Consider the following 23874-nt stretch of genomic DNA (forward strand, 5'->3'; position numbering starts at 1 on the left):
CCAACGCTAAGTCAGCGGGGTGTCAATTTACAACAATTTACGTTGTTGATGGTTGAAAGCCCATGATGTAGACCGGATATTATTAATACAGCCACCTGAAGTGACTTAACGCTATACCCAAATGACTCGTTTGGAAGCTAGGGTATACACTTATATTTTTAGCGGCTCGTTTAGCCGCATCGCCCGCCTGGAGCAATTATGGCTATTCATGTAGGAATCATCGACTCGGATCCCGTCCGATTGGTCACCCCCGTGTTACACCAGCAACTGCCGGTGAGCAAGTTGGTGTTAATAGGCACCCTTGAGCAAGACCTAGAATTTGAACGCCTTACCCGCGTGCTTGCGCCAAAAGGCATCGAAACCGAGTTTTTTGAAATCTCCGATGATATCAATATCCGTGAATTAAAAAGCCAAGTGAAACAACTGGCCGAACAGCTTAGCACCACCTCTGAAGATATCCTTTTTAACGCGAGCTGTGGTCTGCGTCATCAACTGCTGTCTGCTTACGAAGTGTTTCGCACCTATCAATGGCCCAGCTATGTCATTGAGCCTTATAGCGATGAATTGTGCTGGTTGTATCCAGACGGGTTGCCACAACAGCAAGTCGAAGACCATATTAGCTTGACCGAATACCTCACGATTTTTGGCGCCCGTTGTGAGCGTCATGATGACGATGTGATCGGTTGTTTAACCGATGATATTTATCGTTTGGGCGAAAAGTGGGCCAGCAATGCTTATGAATTAGGACCCGGCTTGGCGACACTGAACTATTTAGCCACCACGTGTCGCAAGGAACAGTGCCTTGATGTGACGTTAAGCGAGAAACAGCAAGGCTACCGTGAACTCGGTATGCTGCTTGACGATCTGACTGAAGCTGGGCTCGCAACATACCAAAATGGGGTGCTAACCTTTAGTTGTGAGGAAGCGCGTCGCTTTGCCAATGGTGAATGGTTAGAAAGCTACGTGCATTACACCGTCACGTCCATTCAAAAAGAAATGCCAACCATTCAAGATAATTCACTCTCCGTACAAGTATATCGCCAAATTGGCGAGCGCGAAGTGCGTAACGAGCTTGATGTGGCGACTGTGGTCAATAACAAACTGCATATTATTGAGTGTAAAACCAAAGGCATGTCGAGCGATGGCGATGACACCTTGTACAAGCTAGAGTCGCTGCGCGATCTGCTTGGAGGGTTACAGGCGCGAGCAATGTTGGTGAGTTTCCGTCCGTTGCGCCATCACGATATTACCCGAGCTACCGATCTGGGCTTAGCACTGATTGGTCCAGATCAACTTGGTAATTTACGTACCCATCTCTATGATTGGTTTGTCGCCGCCGGAGGTACTGTCGCAATTCGCACCAGCTAACTCGCGCGCTCAGATTGGCCATCATAAAAAACGCGGCGCTCATGATGATCACCGCGTTTTTTGATACCACAATGTCTGAATTACAGCAGTTTACGAGCAGCTTCAACCACAATCTTGATCGAACGCGCTTCGGTTTCTTTAAGCGTTGCGTGGTCAGGGATCTCTTTTTGGGTACGATTAATAATCACACCTGCAACACAGCCCGCACGCAGACCGGAGCTAGCACACATGGTAAGTAGCGTGGCGGATTCCATTTCAAAGTTCAGCACGCCCATGTCTTGCCACTCTTGCATCGAGCCTTGGAAGCGACGTACAACGCGACCACTGAAGGTATCGTAGCGCTCTTGACCCGGATAGAAGGTATCGCTTGATGCAGTCACACCGGTGTGAACCGTTGCGCCATCTTCATCAACCGCCGCTTTCATGGCCGTTGCCACATCAAAGTTAGCCACGGCTGGGAATTCCATCGGTGCAAAATGGGTGCTCGCGCCATCAAGGCGAACAGACCCTGTGGTGACGATCATATCGCCGACATTAATGTTAGGTTGAATGGCGCCGGTAGTGCCGACACGCAAGAAGGTGCGCACACCCAACTGCGCCAATTCTTCAACCGCAATCGAGGTTGATGGGCCACCGATACCGGTTGAGCAAACCACCACAGGCTTACCGTCCAACCAGCCTAGGTACAAGGTATACTCACGCTGAGAGGCAAGAAAGGTTGGGTTGTCCATCAGGTTGGCAATTTTTTCTACTCGCGCAGGATCGCCTGGAATAATCGCAGTGGTGGCGCCTTGTAGGTCGGCGTGGTTAACGCCAAGGTGGAATACAGGGGTATCAGACATAATCAGTCTCCTCGCTGGATGCTGTCAGCAGCATCTTCAAATGATTAAAGGCCTGCCAAAGCAGGCCTGAACTCGAAGTTGTTATGTGTCTAGGATACCCAATTCTTCGGGTATTTATGTGACTTTTATCGACCTATTACACTGTCAATCCTTACAGATTTCAGAATTTAGAGATCGTTATCACTTTATGACAGCGTATGCAGACAAGCGCTGTCAGCTTTATTGGCGCTTGTCTCGCAACAGCCGTAATGCGTTCAACGTGACCAGCGCCGTCGCGCCGCTGTCCGCTAACACCGCCACCCAAAGCCCGGTGATCCCCAAGACACTCGTGACCAGAAAGACACCTTTTAGCCCTAACGCAATGGTAATGTTTTGACGGACATTCGCCTGCGTTGCGCGCGCCAGCTGTAAAATCCCGGGCAATTCAGTCAAACGGTTATGACTTAATGCCGCATCAGCCGTTTCAAGCGCAACATCCGTACCACTGCCCATCGCTACGCCTAATTGCGCCGCTTTCATCGCCGGTGCGTCATTAATACCATCTCCCACCATAGCAACACGATAGTGTTTCGCTAGGGCTTCAACAGCATGAACTTTATCTTCCGGCAATAAGCCTGCGCGAAAGTCGATACCCAGCTCTCCTGCAATCTCTGCTGCCGCAGCCGGATTGTCACCGGTTAGCATCACCGGATGAATACCTAAATCACGTAATTGGTTGACGGCTTGCTTGGCATCGCCCCGCAAGGTATCACGCCAGCCAATCAGACCATGCGGCGCACCCTCGACCATGACGACCGCCACCGTGACACCTCGCTGTGCAATCTCACCGGCTTGGTGTCGCTGATTCGGTGTCAGCATGTCATCCGTCAGTCGGTCGAGTGCGATCAGACTAATCCGACACCCATCGACATCCCCTTTCACACCCTGTCCCGCTTGCGCTTGGATGTTGTGTGCGTCTGGCACTTCAATGCCTCGTTCGGCGGTATAAAGCACCAAGGATTTGGCCAATGGATGATGACTACCTCGCTCAATTGCGGTGGCATACTTAAGTAAGTCCTTCTCGTCACCTTGCCATGTCAGCACATCGGTAACGGTCGGTTTCCCCTCTGTGAGCGTGCCGGTTTTATCAAAAGTGACCGCATTGACACTGGCGAGCATTTCTAACGCCGCACCGCCTTTAATCAGTGCGCCTCGACGCGCTGCCGTCGCCAGACCTGATGTGATCGCTGCCGGTGTTGAAATCACCAAGGCACACGGACAGGCAATTAATAGCAGAGCAAGGCCGCGATACAGCCACTCTTGCCAACTGGCGGCAAAAAACAACGGCGGGACCACGACGACTAATGCGGCAAGCGCAATCATAGTCGGTGTGTACCAACGGCTAAATTTATCGATAAACCGCTCAATCGGTGCTTTTTTCGACTCAGCCTGTTCGATTAAGCGTAAGATCCGGTCAATCGCATTTTCGCCTTGTGCGGATGTGACTGTGAGTTGGACCGTTTTATCAGTCGCAAGGCTGCCTGCCATCACGGCATCACCGACCTCAATATCAACCGGGATGGGCTCTCCCGTTAGCGCACTTTGGTCAAAGCTTGCCATTGCCCCCATCAACTGGCCATCTGCAGGCAAACGCTCACCAGCGCTAATTTCAATCACATCGCCCGGTTGCAGTGCGCTCGCCGCCACGGTTTCACGCTCACCAGATGCATGAACGCGAGTCACTGTCTCAGGAACCAAGGCCATCAGTGACTGAATGCCATCTCGTGCCCGTGAGGCAGCATAACCTTCCAGTCTTTCACCAATCAGGAACAGTACCAGCACCATCGCGGCCTCGGTGGTCTCACCCAAGTACAAGGCCCCGAGTGCGGCGATACTCATCAGTGTTTCAATAGAAAAAGGTGACCCGCTTTTGACCAGTCGTATCGCTTTGCCCACGATTGGCGCCAGTCCAACTAAGGTCGCTAAAGTAAACAGCGCCCACGATAAAGGTTCAGACCAATAATGGAGCCCCCATGCCACCATCATGACCGCAATTAGCCCGAATAACAGCGCATCTTGCCGCCACTTTTTCCATCCGGTTACCTCAGGTTGGGTTTGGTTGAGAGCGACGAGAGGAAAGCCCGCTTTTTGGGCGGCTTGTTCAACAGCACGCTCGGTAGAAGCCTGTGCATCGGCCGTATAAGTAACACGCAGTTTCTCCGTCGCAAACATCACCTGTGCTTGCGCTACGCCTGACGTTGCCAGAATGGCTTTTTCGAGTTTCGCGGCACAGCTTGGACAATCCATACCGGTCACGCCCCACTCGTGCGCATTCACTGAATCGATTGATGTGCGCTCAGAAGAGGTGTCTGCACGTTGTCGCTGAGCATGCGCGTGGCAATGCCCATCCGGATCATCATCGCCGGCGTTACCCTCGCCCTCCGCATGACTGCTGCAACACCCGCTGTCTGGTGCACATTGTGTGGTTCCAACCGCAGAAGTGGTCGGATTCTGATGGTGATGGGGTTGATGACAATGATGCGATCCACAGTGTTTACACATAGTCGGCTCCTTATTGACGGCATATCGAACGTTTATACCTACTATAAGGGTTGGAGCCTACTCCAGAGTCAAGCGATGATCGAAACTAATCGCATTTGTCTTACGTTGTGGGTCGGGGAAAGTGCTGGAATAAAGGGAAACCGCTGTGATGTGGGGAAAGAAAGAGAGAAAAGTGCGCTCAGTGATCAGCACTGAGCGCGTTCGGCTTACTGAATAATAAAAATATAGCCCTGCAGAATGATAAGGTTGACAATATCGATGAAGAAAGCACCGACAATGGGCACCACCATAAAGGCTTGAGGCGCTGGGCCAAAACGATTGACAATCGATCCCATATTCATCACGGCTGTCGGCGTGGCACCCAGTCCAAAGCCACAATGGCCACCGGCGATAACTGCTCCAGTGTAGTTACTTCCCATCAACTTAAATGTCACGTAGTAGCTAAATACACCGATCACGATCGACTGAATGGTAAGAATAATCAAAAAAGGCACTGCTAAGTCGAGAATATTCCAAAGCTTCAATGTCATCAGCGCCATGGCAAGGAATAATGACAATGATACTGTCCCGACCATATCAACCGTTTCTGATTCCAACTTTCTAAATTTAAAGATCTCAAGGGTATTAGTAACAATCACACCCAAAAACAAGGCATATACAAAGTCCGGGATCATTAACCACTGAATATTGAAACTATTAACCCATTCTGATAAATAACGCGCGCCCGTAATACAAAGCAATAAGATGAATAAGACTTCGATCACTTTCTTCGCAGTTACTTTGTCTTCTTCATTTTCGTTATAGGTCACCAACTCAGGATACTTCTGATGTGTCGTCGTGCCACGACCATATTCTGATTCTAATTGGTGCTTATTAATCAAGCGTTGAGCAACCGGGCTGCCGATAATGCCACCAATGACCAAACCGAGTGTGGCGGAGGCCATTGCAATCTCGAGCGTGCTCTGGATACCGTATTCATCGGTCAATATCTGTGCCCATGCCGCGCCTGTGCCATGCCCACCAGACAAGGTAATGGAGCCAGCCACAAGGCCCATCAGTGGATCCAAGCCAAGCATCGATGCAAAGCTCACCCCAATCGCATTCTGAATAATAATGTAGACAGAAGCGATAGCGAGGAACCAAAATACTTTTAACCCACCTTTCACCAATTGTTTATAATTAGCCGCTAAACCCACAGTGGCAAAAAACATTAGCATAAAGGTGCTTTTTAACGGCAAGTCAAATTTAAAATCTATACCGTTTGAATGCAGCACTGCAATAACACAGGCAATAATTAATCCGCCGACAATAGGCTCGGGGATATTAAATTTACGTAATGCAGGAATTTTTGAATTAACAAAATGGCCTAGAAAAAGCACACCAATGGCGATCAAAAATGACTCTAGTGCACCAATAGAATTGAGTTGATACATATAACCTCTTTGTTTCTCTCATCACATCCTCCCTGATAATCCAATTTGACCTTTGTCTTTTACCTCATGTTATTCACGTTGAAGTCAATGCTGGCTTCCACATCCCAACGACATCTCAGCATCCTGCTTATCGTTTTTAGTTGTTTGACACTGCGAGTATCGCCAACAGTTGCTTGACGCCTCGGTATGTCTGATTCGCGGCACAATAGCAGAAATCTGTGATTTTGGCACCAAGTATCGAACTTTATGCGTCAATATCGCTGCTAATTATTGAATTAGCAAGGTTATTCACCTCAAAGCCAGTGAGTAATGTTGTCGACATTTTCAGCAAAAATCGCCTACATTCGCATCTGTTGGCGACAAATGACGGAGGCGGCGTCGCAGATCGATCGCTAACCATGCCCCCACAGGTATTGCCAATGCCAAATTAGAGGCCGGATAGGCTAGCCAAACCCCATCCAATTGCCAATATGACGCAAACAGAAACAAAAACGGGAGTTGCAGTACGATATTACCGATACTGATCATTAGCGCGGTTCGCCCGTGATGAATGGCTTGAAAGTACGCGGCGGCAACGACAATAAAGCCATCGAGAAACAGAAGGATCAGGTGCAACCGTAGCCCATTGACTGTGCTATCCAGTAAGGCAGGATTGCCGCTGCCAACAAATACGCGTGCCAAGGTGTTGGGTAAGCCATTGATCACTGCCACAAAGGCAACGCCCGTCACTAAGACACAAGACAACGCCATCAATAAGCACCGCTTTACCCAGTGTGGCTGACTGGCACCCGCATAAAAGCTCACTAAAGGTTGCATCCCATTGGCTACCCCTTCGGCTAGCAAATAGTACACAATCACCACATAGCCGATCACGGCATACGCCCCTACCGCCAGTTTTCCGCCGTGCAGCATTAAAAGGTGATTATGCACCGCCACCATCACAGCGCTATAACCGTACATAATCCAACTCGCCGCACCGATTGCACAGATATGCCGTGTGATTGACCAAGCCTGTGACCATGAAGGCCAAATAACTTGCAGCCGACTCCGCCGAGAAAAAAAGTAGCTGACGCCCACCAGCGTCACCGCCGCTTGCGCTAACGCAGTTGCAATCGCGGCGCCGGTTAATGCCCACTCAAGCCAGACGATAAACACCAGATCAAAACCAATATTGAGCAACGCGCCTAGCATCATCAATCGCGTCGCCAAGCCAGGTTGATCGTCGTTACGCAGTAAAATAGGCACCGCCATCGAACCGAGGGTAAACACATTGGCCCAAACCAGTACATCTAAGTATTGCACCGCAAAAGCCAGCGGCACCTGCTCTGCGCCTTGAAGTGCTAGTAGATATTCGCCCCACGCGACCAGTGCGAAGCTAAGAAAAACACTGAGAAGTAGCACTAATCCGATCGCGACCGCGAGCGTGTGATGCCCTGAGGGATCATGCCCTTTTCCTCGTGCAGCACTTATTTTTGCCCCTGCGCCAACACCGACCATCAAGCCCACCCCCAACATACCCGCGATCAATGGCCAAATTAGGTTAATGCCTGCCAAGCCATCAGCACCCATGACCTGACCGATAAAAATGCCATCAATGACTTGATAAAGGCCATTGACCAACATAGCGGCTACGGTAGGTAACGTATAGCGCCAGAACTGGCGTGACAGTGAATGAGGTTGTACTGGCATTGTCAGATAGTGCGTCAGGGTATGATGACGAGTATCATACCCAATCGCCGATACGGTGCTGAGTTAGGATCAGCACATTTTGGGGTAGCGCACGTGTGCGTGATATTGATAAGTTACATCGTTTCCTCGTACGCGAAAGCGCGCAAAGAAAAACGCCTTGGCCACTTCTCCCCTCAAAGAAACAGCACAAGACGCATTAGTCTTTCATTTAGACGGGATGCGTGAGGCACTCTCCCATTTGAGTGCTGATCGCACGGAGCACGTCTCGCCGAGTGATAATCCCCACCAATTTACCGTCATCAACCACCGGGTAGAGCTTGGGCTTGGTAGGTATCATCATTTCGGCCAGCTTAATGATGCTGTCTTCTGATTGCACTGCGAGTGCATTCGGCGTCATACAATCAGACACAGAGTGGGAGTCTTGACAGTGATAACTGTCTCTAAGCAATTGCTGCAGCATATCTTGCTCAGAAATAAAACCGACTAGATGCTTGTTGGCATCAATCACGGGTCCACCGGTTTGTTGGCTCCGCAGCAATTTTTCCAGCGCACTGGATAATGGCATCTCTGGCGAGAATGTCACCGGCCGCTTGTTCATATAATCTTTGACTTTGATCGACTCCATGTCGCCCCCTCTTCAATGCTTAACTCACGCCATATACCTGCTAACCACGTCATGTCGAAAAGAGTATGCCGCGCAGCACAGCTATGGTTATCCCGTTCTTTAAGTGTTGTCTAAGTTGGCGAAATGTCTAAATCACTTTGAGCAATTTGTGTGATTGGACAAAGCAATGATATGACGTGATTGCTTTATACCGGCTTCACACGCCTCTCAGCCTCATATGCAACAAGACAAGCTCGCACGCCCTTCTCTTTTTGTTTTGTCACAAATTGTTAAATAAAACAGCCATAGGGGTAGCTAGGGTTTCATCGATTTCATACCGTATCAAAAATAAATGGATGGTATTCAAAACGATGGCGATTCACGCATGGGGATGGGAAGAAAACGATGAAAATTATTGCGGTTTACAGTAACAAAGGTGGTGTGGGAAAAACGGCGACGTCGGTGAACATGGCGCATTTGATGGCAGAAAGCGGCTATCGCGTCTTGCTTTGCGATCTCGACCCGCAAGGCGCGTCATCGTTTTACTTTAAACTCAAGCCATCCAAGCATTTAGGACAAGACAGCTTCTTTACCCGTGATAAGAAGTTTAAAAAGTCCATTCAACCCAGCCACTACCCTAATCTTGATGTGGTGCCAGCGCACCATGATTTTAAAGACTTCGATATTTTTCTAGCCTCACAGAAAAGCGGGTCAAAAAGTCTCTTCAAACGTCGATTTAAAGCGGTCAAGGATGACTACGATATCGTGATACTCGATTGCCCACCCACTCTTTCCGCGCTGTCTGATGCGGTATTCCGCCATTGTGATGAACTGCTAACCCCCGTGATCCCGACGACGCTCTCTGAACGCACGCTTGAGCAGCTTTATCAGTATTTTATCGCCCATGATTTTGATGTGGCGCGTATTCACCCCTTTTTCTCGATGGTGCAGAAAACAAAGCGCTTACACGTCGACACCATGCATCGGATGGAGAAACAATACCCTGCTATGTTAGATGCCCATGTGCCCTTTAGTAGCGATGTAGAAAAAATGGGCGTGACCTGTGCACCTGTCACCGATATCGGCAAAGGAACCGCTGCGGCCATGTATTATCGTCGATTATGGCGGGAATTCGCAGCGCGCGTGCTTTCCGATCAACACGCTGCATAGGCGGCGCGCCTAAGCGCGTAACCCTTCGCGCATTACCAACCCAACAAGCGGTATAACTCGCCCGTTCTTACCGCGCGATGAGCCTGCGCAATGGTGCCATCGCGCGCCCACGACTCAATCACCGGCGCAATGATTGGCTGCACTTGGCTCCAGTTTTGTCCGGCTTGTATGTCCGGCAAGTACAAGAGCCGCAGTAACAAGCCGTCTAAGCCCGTTAATAGTTGTTCCGGCGTGCGATCATTAAAAATGGAAGGAAACACGTTATCGTCGTCATTGGGCAGCCCCATGATCTGGGTTAGCTCTTCAACCACACAGGCGACTAACTTACCTTTAGATCGCGCCAAATCAACTGGGATCACGACCGCTGCCCGCCGTATCCAACCATTTTTATCAACGGCAAAATTAGCCGCACAGACCGCTTTGCGTAATGGGGTGACATCGTTGGTTTTAAAGTATTGCCGCGCATCGTCTAAAAAGCGTTGGTGGTTGGTAAATACAATGGTCAGATTAGCGGCTTTGGGGTGTGAAGCCGGTATAAAGTTTATCCCGGTCAAACTTTGCAAATGATCAAGGTGGTAGCGGACGAGTTTATCGTGAAGTTCGCTGTCGCTGACGACATGCGACACGGTATAGCGCACGGATTCTCTCCACTTACGAACACCATGTTCACCTTCTACATATTCACTTTTCAGCGCAATGCGATAAAACGCATCTTGAATATAACTCGGTTGCTGCCAAGGTTGCTCAACAGCAAGCGTACTGAACGAGACCAGCCATACGATAAGCCCGATACTAACTCGACCCTTAAACAACAACGTTCACTACCTCAACCCCGCGCTTTCGATGCCTGTTTAGCGTAGCACAGCAGTTGAAAAACAACTGGTTGAATCGCGTGCTGTCTGTTTTTCTTACCATATCTGTTGAACATGGAATGGGCATACCATTTTTCTAGACATTTTTTGAACCAGATCCTCAATTTGATAGCGATCACATTTTTAGTTATTGAGTAATGTGGATAGTAACGGGCGATTTGACTCACTAACTCGAGGATTCTATGCGTAAAACACCGCTCGCACTCTTGCTCCCCTTTGCGTTTTCCGCTCAAGCCGCCACCATCGTTGACGCCTCTGACTTGGATCTTAGCCAAGCACTGGACGCCAATACGGCACGCTCAGCAATGACAGCAGCCCCTGCACTCAGTTTTCGTGAAAAATCGCGTCTGCAAGTGGGCAATCAATCACTGGTCCGTAAACAGCAACTGCACCATGGCATCCCGGTTTACGGCTATTCTGTGGTGGAAAACACCGCCGCACGGGGCTTTGCGCCAAGCGTTAAAGGTGACGTTGTCACTGACATCGAACAAGATATTGGTGGCACGCTACCCATGATTAACCAACAGCAGGCCATTGCGATTGCTCAAGGCCAGACAAGCCAAGGTAATCGTCATTTTCATCAAGCAGATGCAAACACAGAATTGTTGATCTGGTTAGATGAACAACAAACAGCGCGTCTCGTCTATAAAGTTGACTACCTTGCCAGTGATAACGGTCATCCTTCGCGTCCAATGAAAATCGTCGATGCAAAATCGGGAGATATTTTGGACAGCTGGGAAGGCATCGCGCACCTAGAAGCCGGCGGACCCGGTGGTAACCAAAAAAGTGGACGCTATACCTTCGGCCCAAATACCCAACTGGGCGGCTTTGAAGTCAACCGCTACTGTCAAATGGATAGTCCCAACGTTGTGACAGTCAACATGAACAATCAGGAATGGGGCGGAAGCGTTCATCAATTCAATTGTCCGCAGAATACCTACCGTCAAGTCAACGGCGCCTATGCACCCATGAACGATGCGCAGTACTTTGGACAAAAAGTCTTTGAAATGTATCAAGATTGGCTCGGCGTGCGCCCTATCCGTCAAAAGCTCACCATGCGTGTTCATTATGGTCAGGGCTATGGCAATGCTTTTTGGGATGGGCGGCAAATGACCTTTGGTGACGGTAATGGCAGCATGTATCCGTTAACCACGTGGGATGTGATTGCCCATGAAGTCAGCCACGGTTTTACTGAACAAAATTCAGGGCTCGAATATCGCGGTATGTCGGGAGGCATGAACGAGTCTTTCTCCGATATCGCCGCTGCGGCACTCGGCCAGTATGTTTATGGCGACTTCAACTGGAAAATGGGTGAAAACGTGATGAAATATAGCGATGCGATGCGCTATTTCATCAATCCAAGCCAAGATGGGCGCTCCATTGGTCATGTTAACCGTTACTATCCTGGCATCGACGTGCACTTTAGCTCTGGTATCTTCAACAAAGCGTTTTACCATCTTGCCACCAGCGCAGAGTGGAATATCCAAAAAGCGTTTACCGCGTTTGCCACCGCCAACCAATTGTACTGGCAACCTAACTCGAGCTTCCAACAAGGCGCTGATGGCGTATGTGAAGCCGCGAAAGCACTAAACTATTCAGCCGGCGCTGTCAGCCAAGCCTTTGCCGAAGTTGGCATCCAAACCCAAAGCTGCCAAGGAACTGGTGAAATCCCTACCCCAGATCCAGATCCGCAACCGACGCCTGACGTCGAACCGCTCACTTTCGATCAGCCGGTGGAGCTTCACGGCTACGCAGGCACGGCTCACCAGTTTGTGATTAAGAATGCGCCACGCGGTACGGTATGGCTACAAACATATCGTGGTCAAGGTGACGTTGAGTTATATACGGCGGTTGGCCGTCCAGCGAGCGCCGAAGATCATGACTGTGCGTCCACTAACGCAGGTAACGAGGAATACTGCGGTTTTAGTGAAATTCAGGGCATGGATCTGTATGTCACTGTCACCAGCACGGTGGACTACTCCACAAACGTGATCGCACGCCTTGATGACCGTGGTATCGAGCAAAACCGCTGCAGCAACGTCCCTAGCTGGGGAACTTACAACTATTACTACTCCGGCGTCAGCGTTCAATATCAAGGGCATCTGTTCCAAGCGACGCAAGATAACTGGGGCATTGATCCATTCTCGAACCAATGGGTTTGGCAATATCAAGGAAGCTGCCAAGGTTAGTATTACTGTCTTGTGATTGGCGGCTAGCCACGGCTGGCCGCTTTTTTATGAGAGTTTCGCACACCATTTCCTCACGACTGTGATCACGCCACGATTCTGCCCTCTCCCTGAAAGTGACATTCGCATTACTGCTTCTTTACATCTATGTTAATGATTATTGGCAATAATCAGATAATTGGGCAGATTGAATGCATCTGACGACTTTTTCTAACACATTTCGCGCCAAGCTTGTGGTGCTGCTGTTCTTATTGTGTCCCCCGCTCGTTTGGGCCGCGCAAGCCAATGCTGAGAACATTCAGTATCCTAGTATGATCATGGGACTCCTCGGTGGGCTGGCGCTGTTTCTCTATGGTATGGACAAGATGTCTAATGCCCTAAAAAACGCCGCCGGTAGCCGCTTAAAAACCTTGCTCGCCAAACTGACCACCAATCGCGTCGCCGGCGTGCTCACCGGTGCCGGCATTACTGCGACGATTCAATCGTCTTCTGTCACCACCGTTTTGTTGATTGGCTTTATTTCAGCAGGCCTGATGTCACTTGCCCAAGCGACCGGGGTCATTATGGGTGCCAATATTGGTACCACAATTACCGCACAAATTGTTGCCTTTAAGATCACCAAAGCAGCGTACGTGATGGTCGCTGCGGGCTTTCTCACTCAGTTTATCGCCAAAGCCGACCAAGCCAAACACTACGGCAATATGCTGTTCGGCCTAGGTTTGATTTTTCTGGGTATGAATGTGATGAGCGATGCCATGTCACCGCTGCGAGATTATCAGCCCTTTATCGACGCGATGGCTACCATGGACAACCCTCTACTCGCGATCTTACTTGCGGCTCTGTTCACCGCATTAGTTCAGTCGTCCTCAGCAACAACCGGGATCGTGATTGTCCTTGCAGGACAAGGTTTTATTTCACTGGAAAGCGGTATTGCCCTTGCGATGGGCGCCAATGTGGGTACCTGCGTGACAGCACTTCTCGCCGCTATCGGAAAATCTCGAGAAGCCAAACAAACCGCTAGCATTCATGTTCTTTTTAATATCATCGGCGTCATGATTTGGCTGCCATTGATCTCGCTATTAAGTGATTGGAGCGTCGCGCTCTCCCCAGCTTATCCCCAACTGACAGGGGTCGATCGTTTGGGCGCTGAACTGCCGCGGCAGATTGCCAACGCCAATACATTATTTAATGTAGTCAACACACTGGTTATGTTGCCTTTCGCCGGTGGGTTTGTTTGGCTAGCGAAAAAAATTGTGCCGCGCTCGAAAAAGCCACTCAGTAGCGAAAAGCCTATCATTACCCCTAAATATCTGGCGAAAGAGTTATTGATGACACCAGATATCGCGATGGATCAGGCGCAACTTGAGATTGGCCGTATTGGACGGCGGGTTTGTAATATGATGAATACCCTGCCGCCACTCACCTCTAAACTGGCAAGCCAACCACAACGCGATGCAGCGATCGCCGCATTAAAACAAATTGATGAAATCGAAAATCAAGTCGATGCCTTGCACGGGCGTATTCTGTTTTATTTAGGCAGGCTGCGTAAAGAGCCACTTAGTCACGCGCAAAGCCAACGTCAAATGGCGTTAATTAGCATGACCGACCAACTGGAAAGCATTGCGGATCTGATCACTAACACACTGATCCCAATAATGGAAAAATCCCTCAATGCGGATATCACCATCAGTAATAAGATGCGTACGACGCTGGATGCTATGCAAGATAAAGTGACTCACGCGCTGCTAGATTGTGTTAATGCGATCCGACGAGGCGATGATAAGCGTGCCAAACAGGTCTTACATACGAAACGCGAGCTAAATGCACTGCTTGATAAAGTTCTCGCCCATCAGGCTGAGCGTCTGGTAGAAGATGATGCCAATCGCTTACAGCTATTTAGCATTGAGATGGAGTGGACCGAGTCGCTCAAACGTGTTTATACCGTTACCAAACGGATCGCGAAGTTGCATCTGCGCGAGAAAGAAGCCTAGTGCCATATTTTCTGGGGAATATTGGTGCAAAAATAGCAATATAAACAAAGAAAACGGAACCAAGCCCTAACTTTTGGGCTTTATAACCCATCCATATCGGTAAAATCGTTATAACGGCTCCGCCTAATTATATCTAGGAGCCTGAAATGTATACATTATTCCCTTCCCGACCTAAACCTTTATCAGCACTGATGGCCCTCGCCGCATTCAGCAGCACCAGTGCATGGGCTGATGTTCAATGTAACATTGCCGATTTAGCGGCCAGCAACACGCCACTCCAAGTCATTATGAGTGCTGAACGCAGTTGCTTTACCAGCTGGTATGACACCACGTCCATTCGATACAGCAACGTATACCAAGAAACTTTTGTAAGCAAAGTGGCACAGCGTTTATCGCAGACCATTGCCCATTATCAGGGGGAGGACGACCAAGCCCGCCAAATTGCTAACTTAGCTGAGTATGTACGTGCCGCCTACTATGTTCGCTTCTATGGTGACAAGGCGAGTCCTGACTATTCTGATTCGCTAGATGATCGTCTTGCGGATGCCATTAATCGTTTCTTACGCTCGCCTTACGCCACGGCAAAGGGCAGCGCCCAAACCGATGCTTTACATGGTTTAACGCTGATGGCCGACAGCATCAAGCGCTTGCCGCAAACCCTAGACCTACAAATTCAACTGCTTGAAAATCTGAAACAAGACCGCTTAGACGAACGCCGTTACGCAGATGCACTCAATAACCTTTTCCGCGCCATGGCGGGCCACCAATCTCGTCAAGCCTTTTACGATGTGCTCGCTGCTGATCTTTCCTTGATTGACCGCCTTTACCAATTCGTCGTTAATCACCCGCAGCTCTCTAACAGCGACCACGGGGCGTTATTGGTATCAAACACGGTCCGCGAAATGGGACGGCTATTGATGGCCCCCCAAGCCAGCGTGCGAGATCGTGTGATTAGCCATTATCGTGATCTATTACCCCGTTTCCCGCTGGGCGGAAAAAATGACGCTGTTTGGGTGGGCATGGTAGAAATGGTGGATGCTTATGCGCCCGATAAGATTGCCGAATTAGGTTTGTCTGATGCCAAAGCCACGCTGGAAGCCAAAGTAATGCCTTATCGTCACCAATGTGACGGTCCGGCGATCATTCGTTCACAAAGCATGACGCAAGCGCAATCGCAACAGGCATGTGAAAGCCTGCACAACAAAGAAGTGGCTTTCCATCAAACCGTTAACTCAGGTTATCAAGCGGTCGCCGACGATCGGAATGACAGCGTTGAAGTCGTAGTGTTTGATAACCCTTCCGACTACAAAACCTATTCCTCGTTTTTGTTTGGTAACTCGACGGATAATGGTGGTCAATATTTAGAAGGAAACCCTGCCGACCCAGACAACCAAGCCCGTTTTATTGCTTACCGTAATGATAATGGCCAATCGCTTTCCATTTGGAACCTTGAACACGAGTACGTTCACTATCTGGATGGCCGCTTTAATATGTACGGCGACTTCAATGACGTGCTTCGTCACGGTCATACCGTCTGGTGGCTTGAAGGCTTTGCGGAGTATATGGCCCATGGTGATGACTATGCCGAAGCAATACGCTTGGGCAAAGAAGGCGGCTACTCGCTCAGTGACGTTTTTGCCACCACCTATCAGAATGATGTTAATCGCATCTATCGTTGGGGCTATTTGGCGGTACGCTTCTTGTTTGAAAAGCACCCAGAGGCTGTGGAAACTTTGCTTGATGCGGGTCGCACCGGGAAATTCGAGCAGTGGGCAAATTTAGTCAAAGACTATGGCCATCGTTATGACCAAGAGTTTGCGCAGTGGCTGACCACCTTAGAAGACACCGATGGCAGTGAACCACCGCGTCCAGACCCTGATCCCGAGCCCAAGCCAGAACCAGAAGTAACGACACTGTCTCTCGGTCAAACCGTTACCATTAGTGGGCAAGCATATAGTGAGCACCTGTATCAAATTGACCTAGCCCAATCTGCCAGTGCGCTGACATTTAGTATCGAAGGACAGGGCAACGCGGATCTGTACGTGGCGAAAGGCCGTCAAGCGCACTATTACGATTTTGACGCTACCGAGTGGAACCAAACCAGTAATGAAACCGTGACGCTTAATGATGTGAAACCAGGTCGTTATACCTTAAGTGTCACAGGGCGCGGTGACTTTACCGATGTCACTGTCAAAGTGAATGCTGAGGGCCAAGTACAACCCGACCCAACCCCAGAACCACAGCCAGAAACACCGGCTGGCACCGATGACTTGCGCCCGACGCAACTTAACGTTGCTAGCCCGAACAGTATTAGCGTTTATCAACGCCGCTATCTCTATGCCGATGTGCCAGAAGGCGCCACCAAGGCGCAAGTGTGGGTCATGGCGGATGGTGACGCGGGGGATCTGAGCGTATTCGCTGCCGAGGACTATTGGCCAACGCAAGCACAAAACCAAGCAGCCTCAGACGCACCGGGCAGCAACCAGTACATCGAAGTCGACTTGAGTGACCAGCAGCGTCTGCACTTACTACTTGCAGGTGACGGAAGCCGTAGCCAAACCGATGTGCGTGTTTATTTTCGTTAAGCGTTAAGCGTTAAGCGTTAAGCGTTAAGCGTTAAGCGTTAAGCGTTAAGCGTTAAGCGTTAAGCGTTAAGCGTTAAGCACCATGTTATTAAGCGCCACCGCCGAGTGGCGCTTTTTTTGATAGCCATAGAAAGGGTAAAAAAGCATAGAAAGAGGAAAAATACTCGAGGGATGATTGCTGTTTTCTCTCCCATCCAGACTGAGATAATGCCTTGATGACTACCTTTGTCACGACATGCACAAATAATAAGGAGAAACCATGACCGAATGGGAAAAAATGTGCCAAGGACTTGTGTTTGATGACAGCGATGGCTCCATTGATATCCGGCGGGACCACGCCACACGAACCTTGCAAGCATTCAACCAAAGCGTAGAGACGGCAACAAGAAAGCAACTGCTCAACACGTTATTACACACTATCGGCGAGGGTTCGGTGATCCAACCGCCGTTTTATTGTGAGTTTGGCGAAACCATACAGATTGGTAGTAACACCTTTATCAACATGAATGCCACTATGCTGGATGGGGCCCCGATCACGATTGGCAACCATGTGCTGATTGGCCCCAATACCCAATTTTACACCGCAACCCACTCTCTTGATTATCGAAGCCGGCGCGCTTGGGAGACCTGGTGTAAACCGATTGTGGTCGAAGACGATGTATGGATTGGCGGTAATGTGGTGATCTGTCAAGGCGTCACCATCGGCGCACGCAGCGTCATTGCCGCCAATGCGGTGGTGAAACACGACGTGCCACCTGACAGCCTGTACGGTGGCACACCTGCACACTTAATAAAGTCGCTTAATCACCACGATTAATCAATATTGCGCCAGCCACTTGGCGCATTAAACCCCCAGCGAGCAAACTCGGCCCCACTGTATATGGCGCGTCCTTGTTTGCCATGAATCACCGAAATAGAGGACGCCTCTTCGCCAGCCAGTATTCGATTGACAAATTCTCCCGCCTGAATGCCTTGCGATTCACCAAATAACACTACCCCTCCTGCGGTTTGGCCTTTGCCCACTGAAAAGTCCCAGAAGCCAAATAAAGGGATCGCACTATGTTGGTTGGTCCATGTTAATACCTTATCCGGATCGACGACATTGCCATCGCTATCACGGATAATTTGATAGAGGCCCACAATGATGATGTCATAGCCATCGCTGTCTTTGACTGAGGCTTTCCACGCGTCAAACGTCTCATGGTTTTCAATCGTGGCATCAATCCCCAGTTTACTCTTCAAACTTTGATATTGGTTACTGATATGGTCAGTGGCGATGGTCGCGGTCGTCCCTGCATCAAACATGATTTTGACGATAAGTTTGTCTTTACCCAACATTTGCCCAATCTCTCGCATACTGCGCGCAAATAGCGGGCGTTCGAGCACACCGGTTACTCTCGCCTTACCGCTATATTTGGCCATCAACCGACGTGGGTTAGAATTGATACCTAAAAATACAATATCAATGTCCTCATTTTGTAAACGCGGTAACATATAGCCCAACGCATTATCGTCGCCCAGTACCACCACATCTGGCGCAATCTGTTGGTACATAGCGAAGGCTTTGTCAGCTTGACTGTCATAATCGGCTTTCGGTAAACGTTTAGTGTCCATCTCAAAGGTATGTAAGGTCACATCATCGCCAAGCGTACTTTCGAGCCCACGAATGTAGCTTTCATCCCAGCCATATTCTTTGTGATAGCTCTCAATCAACAGGACGTCGGCAGCCCATAAAGGACCCACTGAGGCAGCATAGAACACTATAACCAGTAACCAGTTTTTCATACTCACACTCCGTCTTTTTGTTCTTTCGCGTTATTAACCCTAGTCAAAGGATGGATACCGAGAAAGCACATAATAGGAGTGAGAGCGCAGTCATGAATAAAAAGTGAAAAAAGCCGCCACATGCGTGGCGGCAATTTTTTAACAGTTACCGAGGCATAAAGGTATTTTTGTAAAACCCATAGAATCCTGAATCCGGCGCATGAAATTCGACCCCACCGAATAAGCGCAGCGCTTTCCCGTCGCCCTGGGTCTGTTGCTTGGGTTCGATAGCACCAAAACGTTTATAGCGATTTTGAGAGACAAGAATAAATTCATGTCTACCATCGCGGTCTCCTTCCGGCGGCGAGTAGTGACCGACAATATTCAGCCCAATGCTAAGTGAGTCCTCTGGTAACGGCATATCTTGCAGTAACCGTACCTGTGTAAAGTTGCCATCGCTATCACGCTCGATAATCGTCTGATATAGACGACGATCTTCTTCTGCAACACCATCCAGTTTAAGGGTGTAGAAGATACTCACCATCTCCCCAGTACAAACGAGCGTTAATGATGGGAAATCATCATCCGGGTAGCCATCGGTAAAATCGTCCGTGATAAGCGACACCAGCCCATCTTTGATTTGATACACATGCTTGTCTTCGCATACCACAATAAAGATGCATGACTGTTGCTGGTGTACCGCAACAATATCGAGTATGTCCTGAGCACGTGAATCCTGCAGCTGAATAGCATCGTCTCTCTGAGGAGCCACCTCGATACCATCGGTATGATATAGTGTGTTTTGATAACTACTATCTCTACACAGAAAGACTGCCTGGTTAGCGTTGTTTTTATTTACACTTTCACAAGCTATCGTGCACTCGTCGATATGGGTATAAGGGTTCCAGTGATCATAATCAAAGCTATCTGTAAACCCGTCTCTAAAAAAGCTATCCGTCCAGCCATATTCGGGCGCATCGAAATTACCACCAAAGTAATAAGTGCGCTCCGTTTTTGGCGAAGACACCATTGCTCCTAAATGTGTGCGGGTTTCATTATCCTCGATAGATGGCAGCCCATCCCAGCTAGTGTTCATCGTTTTTACATCAAATGGTCTAAAACTGGTTTTAGACATGTAGGTTTTAGCACGGCAAATGTACTGTCCTACGTCGGCATGAATGAGACCTGCTGGTTGCACCACGTCACTGGTATAACGCTGTATCGGCGAAGGCTCGGGCTCCGGCTGACGTAAAGCATCGAAAATCCATTGTGCAATCGCGATCACTATCCCTACGATGGCAACCACAATGCCTAATGGCCCTGCCAGCACACTCCCCATCAGTGCCGCGACCGCGAGCCCAAATGCAGCACCCGATATCAGGAAGTTAACTGAAGCCCACACAATATCCGCGGTATCACCGCTGGCAATCGCTTGACCAAGATTCCATCCGGCAATGCCGACTGCAATAAAGGCGAGCCCCACAAAACATTTACTCACCAGACTCGATACTTTGCCAAGAAATAATGACTCCGCAATTCGGCGCTCAACGTTCATAAACTTGGCAACACGACCGGTCAGTTTGCCCAGAAACTCACTAAATTTAGACATGACTTTCGCGATCTCATCGGTTATGGGTGTTCCCTTACCGAATAAGAAATGCGTCACTTTAGTGGCGAGGATCTCATAGCTAATTTGCAGCGAGGTTTCGATAAATGCGGCCCCAAGGCCAATGAGTTCGACGGGGTTATCCCACTCATCTCTGTCTGTCGCGGATGCCCACGTAAAGTGGCCAATGCCGAGTAGCAAAGTCAGCGAGGATAGAACAATGTCTGTCATACTTCGCTGGCTACTGACCGGCGTTTCCAGTTCAGGGTATTGGCTCGTCAACGCTTGCTGAGTGGCATAATTCCCTAAGGTCTCGTCGCGTAGCCCTAGTCCTTTAAACGTGTTCCAAACGGTTTGCACGCCACCGTTGTTGCTAAAGAACTGCTGCCAGAACTGGCTTTGAGTCGACGATTCATTGTTCTGCAGAATGCGAGCAACGGCGAAGAAATTCTCCTCATTGGCGAGCACAGAATACTGATCGCTCTCACTCCCCCAGCGCAAACTAAACGCGACGCCGTTAATCACAGTGCCGAATAGTACGCGTTCGATGTCACGCAGGGCGTCCTCGGTTTTGGGCCGGTCTGCTGCAATGTTTAAAGTGCGTATTTTCGCACTCGTCGCATTCACTTTTTGAACCGCAATATTGAAGCGGTTATCGGCATTGTCGTTTACCGCACAATCGTTAAGCAGCGACTCAAGCGTACTATCTTGCTGGTAGTATGCGATCAGCTCATCTAACCAATAAGACGCATTTTGCTTGTACTGTCCCAGTGCATTATTTTGACAATAGTTTGTCGCGATCGCGTAAAGCTCATCAATGATTTGTTTGAAGGTTTCCCCTTTCTCTGCCAAGTCGATATTGGCATGCGCTTTGATCATGTCCCAACTGTTGTAGGCAAGGCGATCATTAACGTCCACATTCTCTTGCCCTTTGTAGCCATACTGTAAATATTGACTGATGTATTCAGCCATATAGTCATCAAAGTAGGTTTGATAGCGCGCATAAACATCACTCACTGACTGTTGATTATCATGCATGGCTAGTACATCGTCATTTGGCTCAACCGCACCGCCTATTTCGTCGCTCAGACCACCGTGATGGATCCGAAAGTTATGCTTCATCATATTCTGAAACATCACATGCGCGAGGTAGTTAGCTTCGTCAGTGGGCGTCTCGAAATCCACTTGGTCTAACCCTAAACCGCTATGCTCTGATGAATCCGTGTAAAAACTAATCGCATCAAGCTCACTGAGCTCTGCTGAAGTGGTTGGTGCGACCCACTGTGCCGCTTTGACAGATTTTGGTAACACGGCACCCGCCGCTATGGTTAAAACAGCCGCCGAAGAATGAGTTAAAAAACGACGGCGACTTTGGGAGCGAAGCCCTTCCCAGACATTGCATTTGCTTTTCATGATTGTCCTCTTCTCAATCGGGATTATCTTGAATGAATAAAAAAACCCGCATCTTCGGATGCGGGTTTGAGGTTATTTAACCGGTTTGATGGTCAACTCAGCATTGTTGAAACCAAGGCTAGCAAGTTCATCAGGGTCAAAGTTAGAAATCAGTTCCACCCCGTTTGCTTCGCCAGTCTTGGTCATTGGCGAAATAGAACGCTTGACGCGAGCGGAAGCCGCTTTGCCAATTGGCTTCGCTTGGCCAAGCTCAATGGTCCCTGCATACTGAGATTCCGCATAAAAGTCACCCGATACATAGGAATAGAATGGACGCAAGCTCTTCCCTGTTGCCCACTGCATGCTCTCTAAGCCATATTTTTCAATCGCCCAGCTCCAGTCCCACCATTTCACTTCGCCGGGGATGTAACGATGATGCCACTGGTAAGCAATATCGTGCTCAGGCTTGCTGCTGCGCCCCATCGTAAAGGTATGTCTTGAAGTAGGACGATTTTCAGGGTGCGAATGCCACGCGTTTCCGCTCCAACGCAAGAAACCGTCAAACATCACGTCATAACTAATATCGGCGCCAAAGCGGTACGGATAAGAAATGCTCGACCGATAAAGCTCAACGCGAATAGGGATCTCAGAGTTCGCCGGGACAAATGGACGCGCTTGTAACGTCACCTGCTCACTGCTCGAGCCGCCATTGCTGTTAGCAAAGCTTTGATTCGCCTCAAATGAAATAGTGAGCTTGGTTTTGCCTACCAATGGCCACTGAAAATCGTTTTCTGTTTGTACTTTTTGCGCAAATCCATAGGTATTGGTTTTCGACCAATTGGTGGCCTCATCGACTTTGAGATCAACCACCACTTGTTGAGGCTCGTCGAGGTTGTTGCGGGCGACAGCAGAAATCGTTTTGACTAACTGTTTATCGGACTCAACCACATCACCATGCCAGAAGTCACTGTCATTTAAGGTGTAAGCGAAGTTATCGACCTTGATAGTTGTTTTCTCGTCACAGCGATATCCATCACACCCGCCATCATTGTTACCGCGAATCAACCATTGGTCGCCAGAACGCCAAACGTTCATATCTTCACCGATGTAATCACTGTGATTGCCACCTACCCATGCATAACCAAGGTAATGTGCGAGATAGCTCAGCGGTTTGATAAATTCACTGCGGTTGTTGACTAGGGAATATTGGATATCAAGCTCAGTGCCTTCTGGTATGCTTTGAGCGGCATAATCCGGAATTTCACCCTCATCATTGATGGGATAACACCATGTATCTTTCGTTTGGCCGTAGTGTTTGATTTCACCGTTATAGCCGCTACCCATGATCGCCCAATCGCCTTCGAGTCCAGCGATTTGCCATTTCCCCATGCGCTCCATCAAGAAATGGCGGTGGGTACTCGCCTCGTCTGCCGTTAAGGGCCGATAGTTGGCTCGACATTGGTCATCGCCTAAGGTATCGAGCACGATTTGGTCAGGATAGATTCTCGCCTGAGCCACCCCCGTACTGACGAGCACTGCGATGGTGGAGAGAGTCAAGGTTGTTGTACGTGAAATTGTCGCCATTTGACGTCTTCCTTTTGTTAGGTGTTATTAGAGTCTGCCGGCCATTCCAAAGCTGACCCTTTGACCTTTCCATAGTCAATAACAAAAACAAAATGAAAAACGATGATTTAAATTCCCTTTACAGTTCATTACTTTATGCTGAATTCACATTTATTCTCAAAACGTAAAACGTGATATTTATTCAGGAAAAACTCACCCAAAAAAAGCAAATAAAATCAATTAGAGTTACTGCTCTATTATTTAGGTA

15 protein-coding genes are annotated in these 23874 nt (G+C 49.0%); 6 read left to right on the top strand and 9 right to left on the bottom strand.

The window, feature by feature from the left end:
* The first annotated feature begins 198 nt into the window (after positions 1–198).
* Positions 199–1368: a Card1-like endonuclease domain-containing protein gene (locus BZG84_RS11235; protein ID WP_077640364.1), complete on the top strand. Its 1170-nt coding sequence runs from the start codon at positions 199–201 to the stop codon at positions 1366–1368.
* A gap of 80 nt (positions 1369–1448) precedes the next feature.
* Here BZG84_RS11235 and udp read toward each other — a convergent pair whose 3' ends face one another.
* The 5 genes from udp to BZG84_RS11260 all read right to left on the bottom strand — a co-directional run bounded on the left by udp (position 1449) and on the right by BZG84_RS11260 (position 8498).
* Entirely contained in the window at positions 1449–2210 is a 762-nt protein-coding gene (udp, locus tag BZG84_RS11240) for a uridine phosphorylase (protein WP_069588323.1), read from the bottom strand.
* A 219-nt stretch (positions 2211–2429) separates the two neighbouring features.
* The gene (locus tag BZG84_RS11245) at positions 2430–4751 is read right to left on the bottom strand and encodes a zinc/cadmium/mercury/lead-transporting ATPase (protein WP_077480250.1); all 2322 of its coding nucleotides are present in this window, start codon (positions 4749–4751) and stop codon (positions 2430–2432) included.
* Positions 4752–4957: 206 nt separating this feature from the next.
* The gene (gltS, locus tag BZG84_RS11250; protein ID WP_077481806.1) at positions 4958–6184 is read right to left on the bottom strand and encodes a sodium/glutamate symporter; all 1227 of its coding nucleotides are present in this window, start codon (positions 6182–6184) and stop codon (positions 4958–4960) included.
* Positions 6185–6508: 324 nt separating this feature from the next.
* Entirely contained in the window at positions 6509–7873 is a 1365-nt protein-coding gene (locus BZG84_RS11255) for an MATE family efflux transporter (RefSeq protein WP_077481808.1), read from the bottom strand.
* Positions 7874–8081: 208 nt separating this feature from the next.
* Complete coding sequence (locus BZG84_RS11260; RefSeq protein WP_077481809.1) at positions 8082–8498, bottom strand: CBS domain-containing protein; 417 nt, start codon at positions 8496–8498, stop codon at positions 8082–8084.
* A gap of 384 nt (positions 8499–8882) precedes the next feature.
* On the opposite strand from BZG84_RS11260, the gene BZG84_RS11265 reads away from it, so the two are divergent.
* Positions 8883–9647, top strand: coding sequence for a ParA family protein (locus BZG84_RS11265; RefSeq protein ID WP_077481811.1), 765 nt, complete (start codon positions 8883–8885; stop codon positions 9645–9647).
* Between the two features lie 32 nt (positions 9648–9679).
* Here BZG84_RS11265 and BZG84_RS11270 read toward each other — a convergent pair whose 3' ends face one another.
* Entirely contained in the window at positions 9680–10459 is a 780-nt protein-coding gene (locus tag BZG84_RS11270; RefSeq protein WP_158011489.1) for a DUF2927 domain-containing protein, read from the bottom strand.
* 242 nt (positions 10460–10701) lie between these two features.
* Between BZG84_RS11270 and BZG84_RS11275 the strand changes: the two genes are divergently transcribed.
* The 4 genes from BZG84_RS11275 to BZG84_RS11290 all read left to right on the top strand — a co-directional run bounded on the left by BZG84_RS11275 (position 10702) and on the right by BZG84_RS11290 (position 18098).
* Complete coding sequence (locus BZG84_RS11275; RefSeq protein WP_077678218.1) at positions 10702–12708, top strand: M4 family metallopeptidase; 2007 nt, start codon at positions 10702–10704, stop codon at positions 12706–12708.
* Positions 12709–12896: 188 nt separating this feature from the next.
* Positions 12897–14696 (top strand): Na/Pi cotransporter family protein, encoded by a 1800-nt coding sequence (locus BZG84_RS11280; RefSeq protein ID WP_241825781.1) that lies wholly within the window; start codon positions 12897–12899, stop codon positions 14694–14696.
* A gap of 146 nt (positions 14697–14842) precedes the next feature.
* The gene (locus BZG84_RS11285) at positions 14843–17281 is read left to right on the top strand and encodes a M9 family metallopeptidase (protein ID WP_077481864.1); all 2439 of its coding nucleotides are present in this window, start codon (positions 14843–14845) and stop codon (positions 17279–17281) included.
* A 259-nt stretch (positions 17282–17540) separates the two neighbouring features.
* The gene (locus tag BZG84_RS11290) at positions 17541–18098 is read left to right on the top strand and encodes a sugar O-acetyltransferase (RefSeq protein WP_077481866.1); all 558 of its coding nucleotides are present in this window, start codon (positions 17541–17543) and stop codon (positions 18096–18098) included.
* Here BZG84_RS11290 and BZG84_RS11295 read toward each other — a convergent pair.
* From BZG84_RS11295 to BZG84_RS11305, 3 genes are all read right to left on the bottom strand, one after another.
* Complete coding sequence (locus BZG84_RS11295; protein ID WP_077678219.1) at positions 18095–19066, bottom strand: ABC transporter substrate-binding protein; 972 nt, start codon at positions 19064–19066, stop codon at positions 18095–18097. The genes BZG84_RS11290 and BZG84_RS11295 overlap by 4 nt on opposite strands.
* Before the next feature lie 145 nt (positions 19067–19211).
* The gene (locus tag BZG84_RS11300) at positions 19212–22064 is read right to left on the bottom strand and encodes a twin-arginine translocation signal domain-containing protein (RefSeq protein WP_077678220.1); all 2853 of its coding nucleotides are present in this window, start codon (positions 22062–22064) and stop codon (positions 19212–19214) included.
* 72 nt (positions 22065–22136) lie between these two features.
* Positions 22137–23627, bottom strand: a complete 1491-nt coding sequence (locus BZG84_RS11305) for an aerolysin family beta-barrel pore-forming toxin (protein WP_077678221.1) — start codon at positions 23625–23627, stop codon at positions 22137–22139.
* Between the last annotated feature and the right edge of the window lie 247 nt (positions 23628–23874).

It is taken from the genome of Salinivibrio sp. PR932 (assembly GCF_001996125.1).
Lineage (GTDB): Bacteria > Pseudomonadota > Gammaproteobacteria > Enterobacterales > Vibrionaceae > Salinivibrio > Salinivibrio proteolyticus.

Coding starts and splice junctions, on each gene's coding strand:
- BZG84_RS11235 (WP_077640364.1), top strand. CDS start 199: ATGGCTATTCATGTAGGAATCATCGACTCGGATCCCGTCCGATTGGTC.
- udp (WP_069588323.1), bottom strand. CDS start 2,210: ATGTCTGATACCCCTGTATTCCACCTTGGCGTTAACCACGCCGACCTA.
- BZG84_RS11245 (WP_077480250.1), bottom strand. CDS start 4,751: ATGTGTAAACACTGTGGATCGCATCATTGTCATCAACCCCATCACCAT.
- gltS (WP_077481806.1), bottom strand. CDS start 6,184: ATGTATCAACTCAATTCTATTGGTGCACTAGAGTCATTTTTGATCGCC.
- BZG84_RS11255 (WP_077481808.1), bottom strand. CDS start 7,873: ATGCCAGTACAACCTCATTCACTGTCACGCCAGTTCTGGCGCTATACG.
- BZG84_RS11260 (WP_077481809.1), bottom strand. CDS start 8,498: ATGGAGTCGATCAAAGTCAAAGATTATATGAACAAGCGGCCGGTGACA.
- BZG84_RS11265 (WP_077481811.1), top strand. CDS start 8,883: ATGAAAATTATTGCGGTTTACAGTAACAAAGGTGGTGTGGGAAAAACG.
- BZG84_RS11275 (WP_077678218.1), top strand. CDS start 10,702: ATGCGTAAAACACCGCTCGCACTCTTGCTCCCCTTTGCGTTTTCCGCT.
- BZG84_RS11280 (WP_241825781.1), top strand. CDS start 12,897: ATGCATCTGACGACTTTTTCTAACACATTTCGCGCCAAGCTTGTGGTG.
- BZG84_RS11285 (WP_077481864.1), top strand. CDS start 14,843: ATGTATACATTATTCCCTTCCCGACCTAAACCTTTATCAGCACTGATG.
- BZG84_RS11290 (WP_077481866.1), top strand. CDS start 17,541: ATGACCGAATGGGAAAAAATGTGCCAAGGACTTGTGTTTGATGACAGC.
- BZG84_RS11295 (WP_077678219.1), bottom strand. CDS start 19,066: ATGAAAAACTGGTTACTGGTTATAGTGTTCTATGCTGCCTCAGTGGGT.
- BZG84_RS11300 (WP_077678220.1), bottom strand. CDS start 22,064: ATGAAAAGCAAATGCAATGTCTGGGAAGGGCTTCGCTCCCAAAGTCGC.
- BZG84_RS11305 (WP_077678221.1), bottom strand. CDS start 23,627: ATGGCGACAATTTCACGTACAACAACCTTGACTCTCTCCACCATCGCA.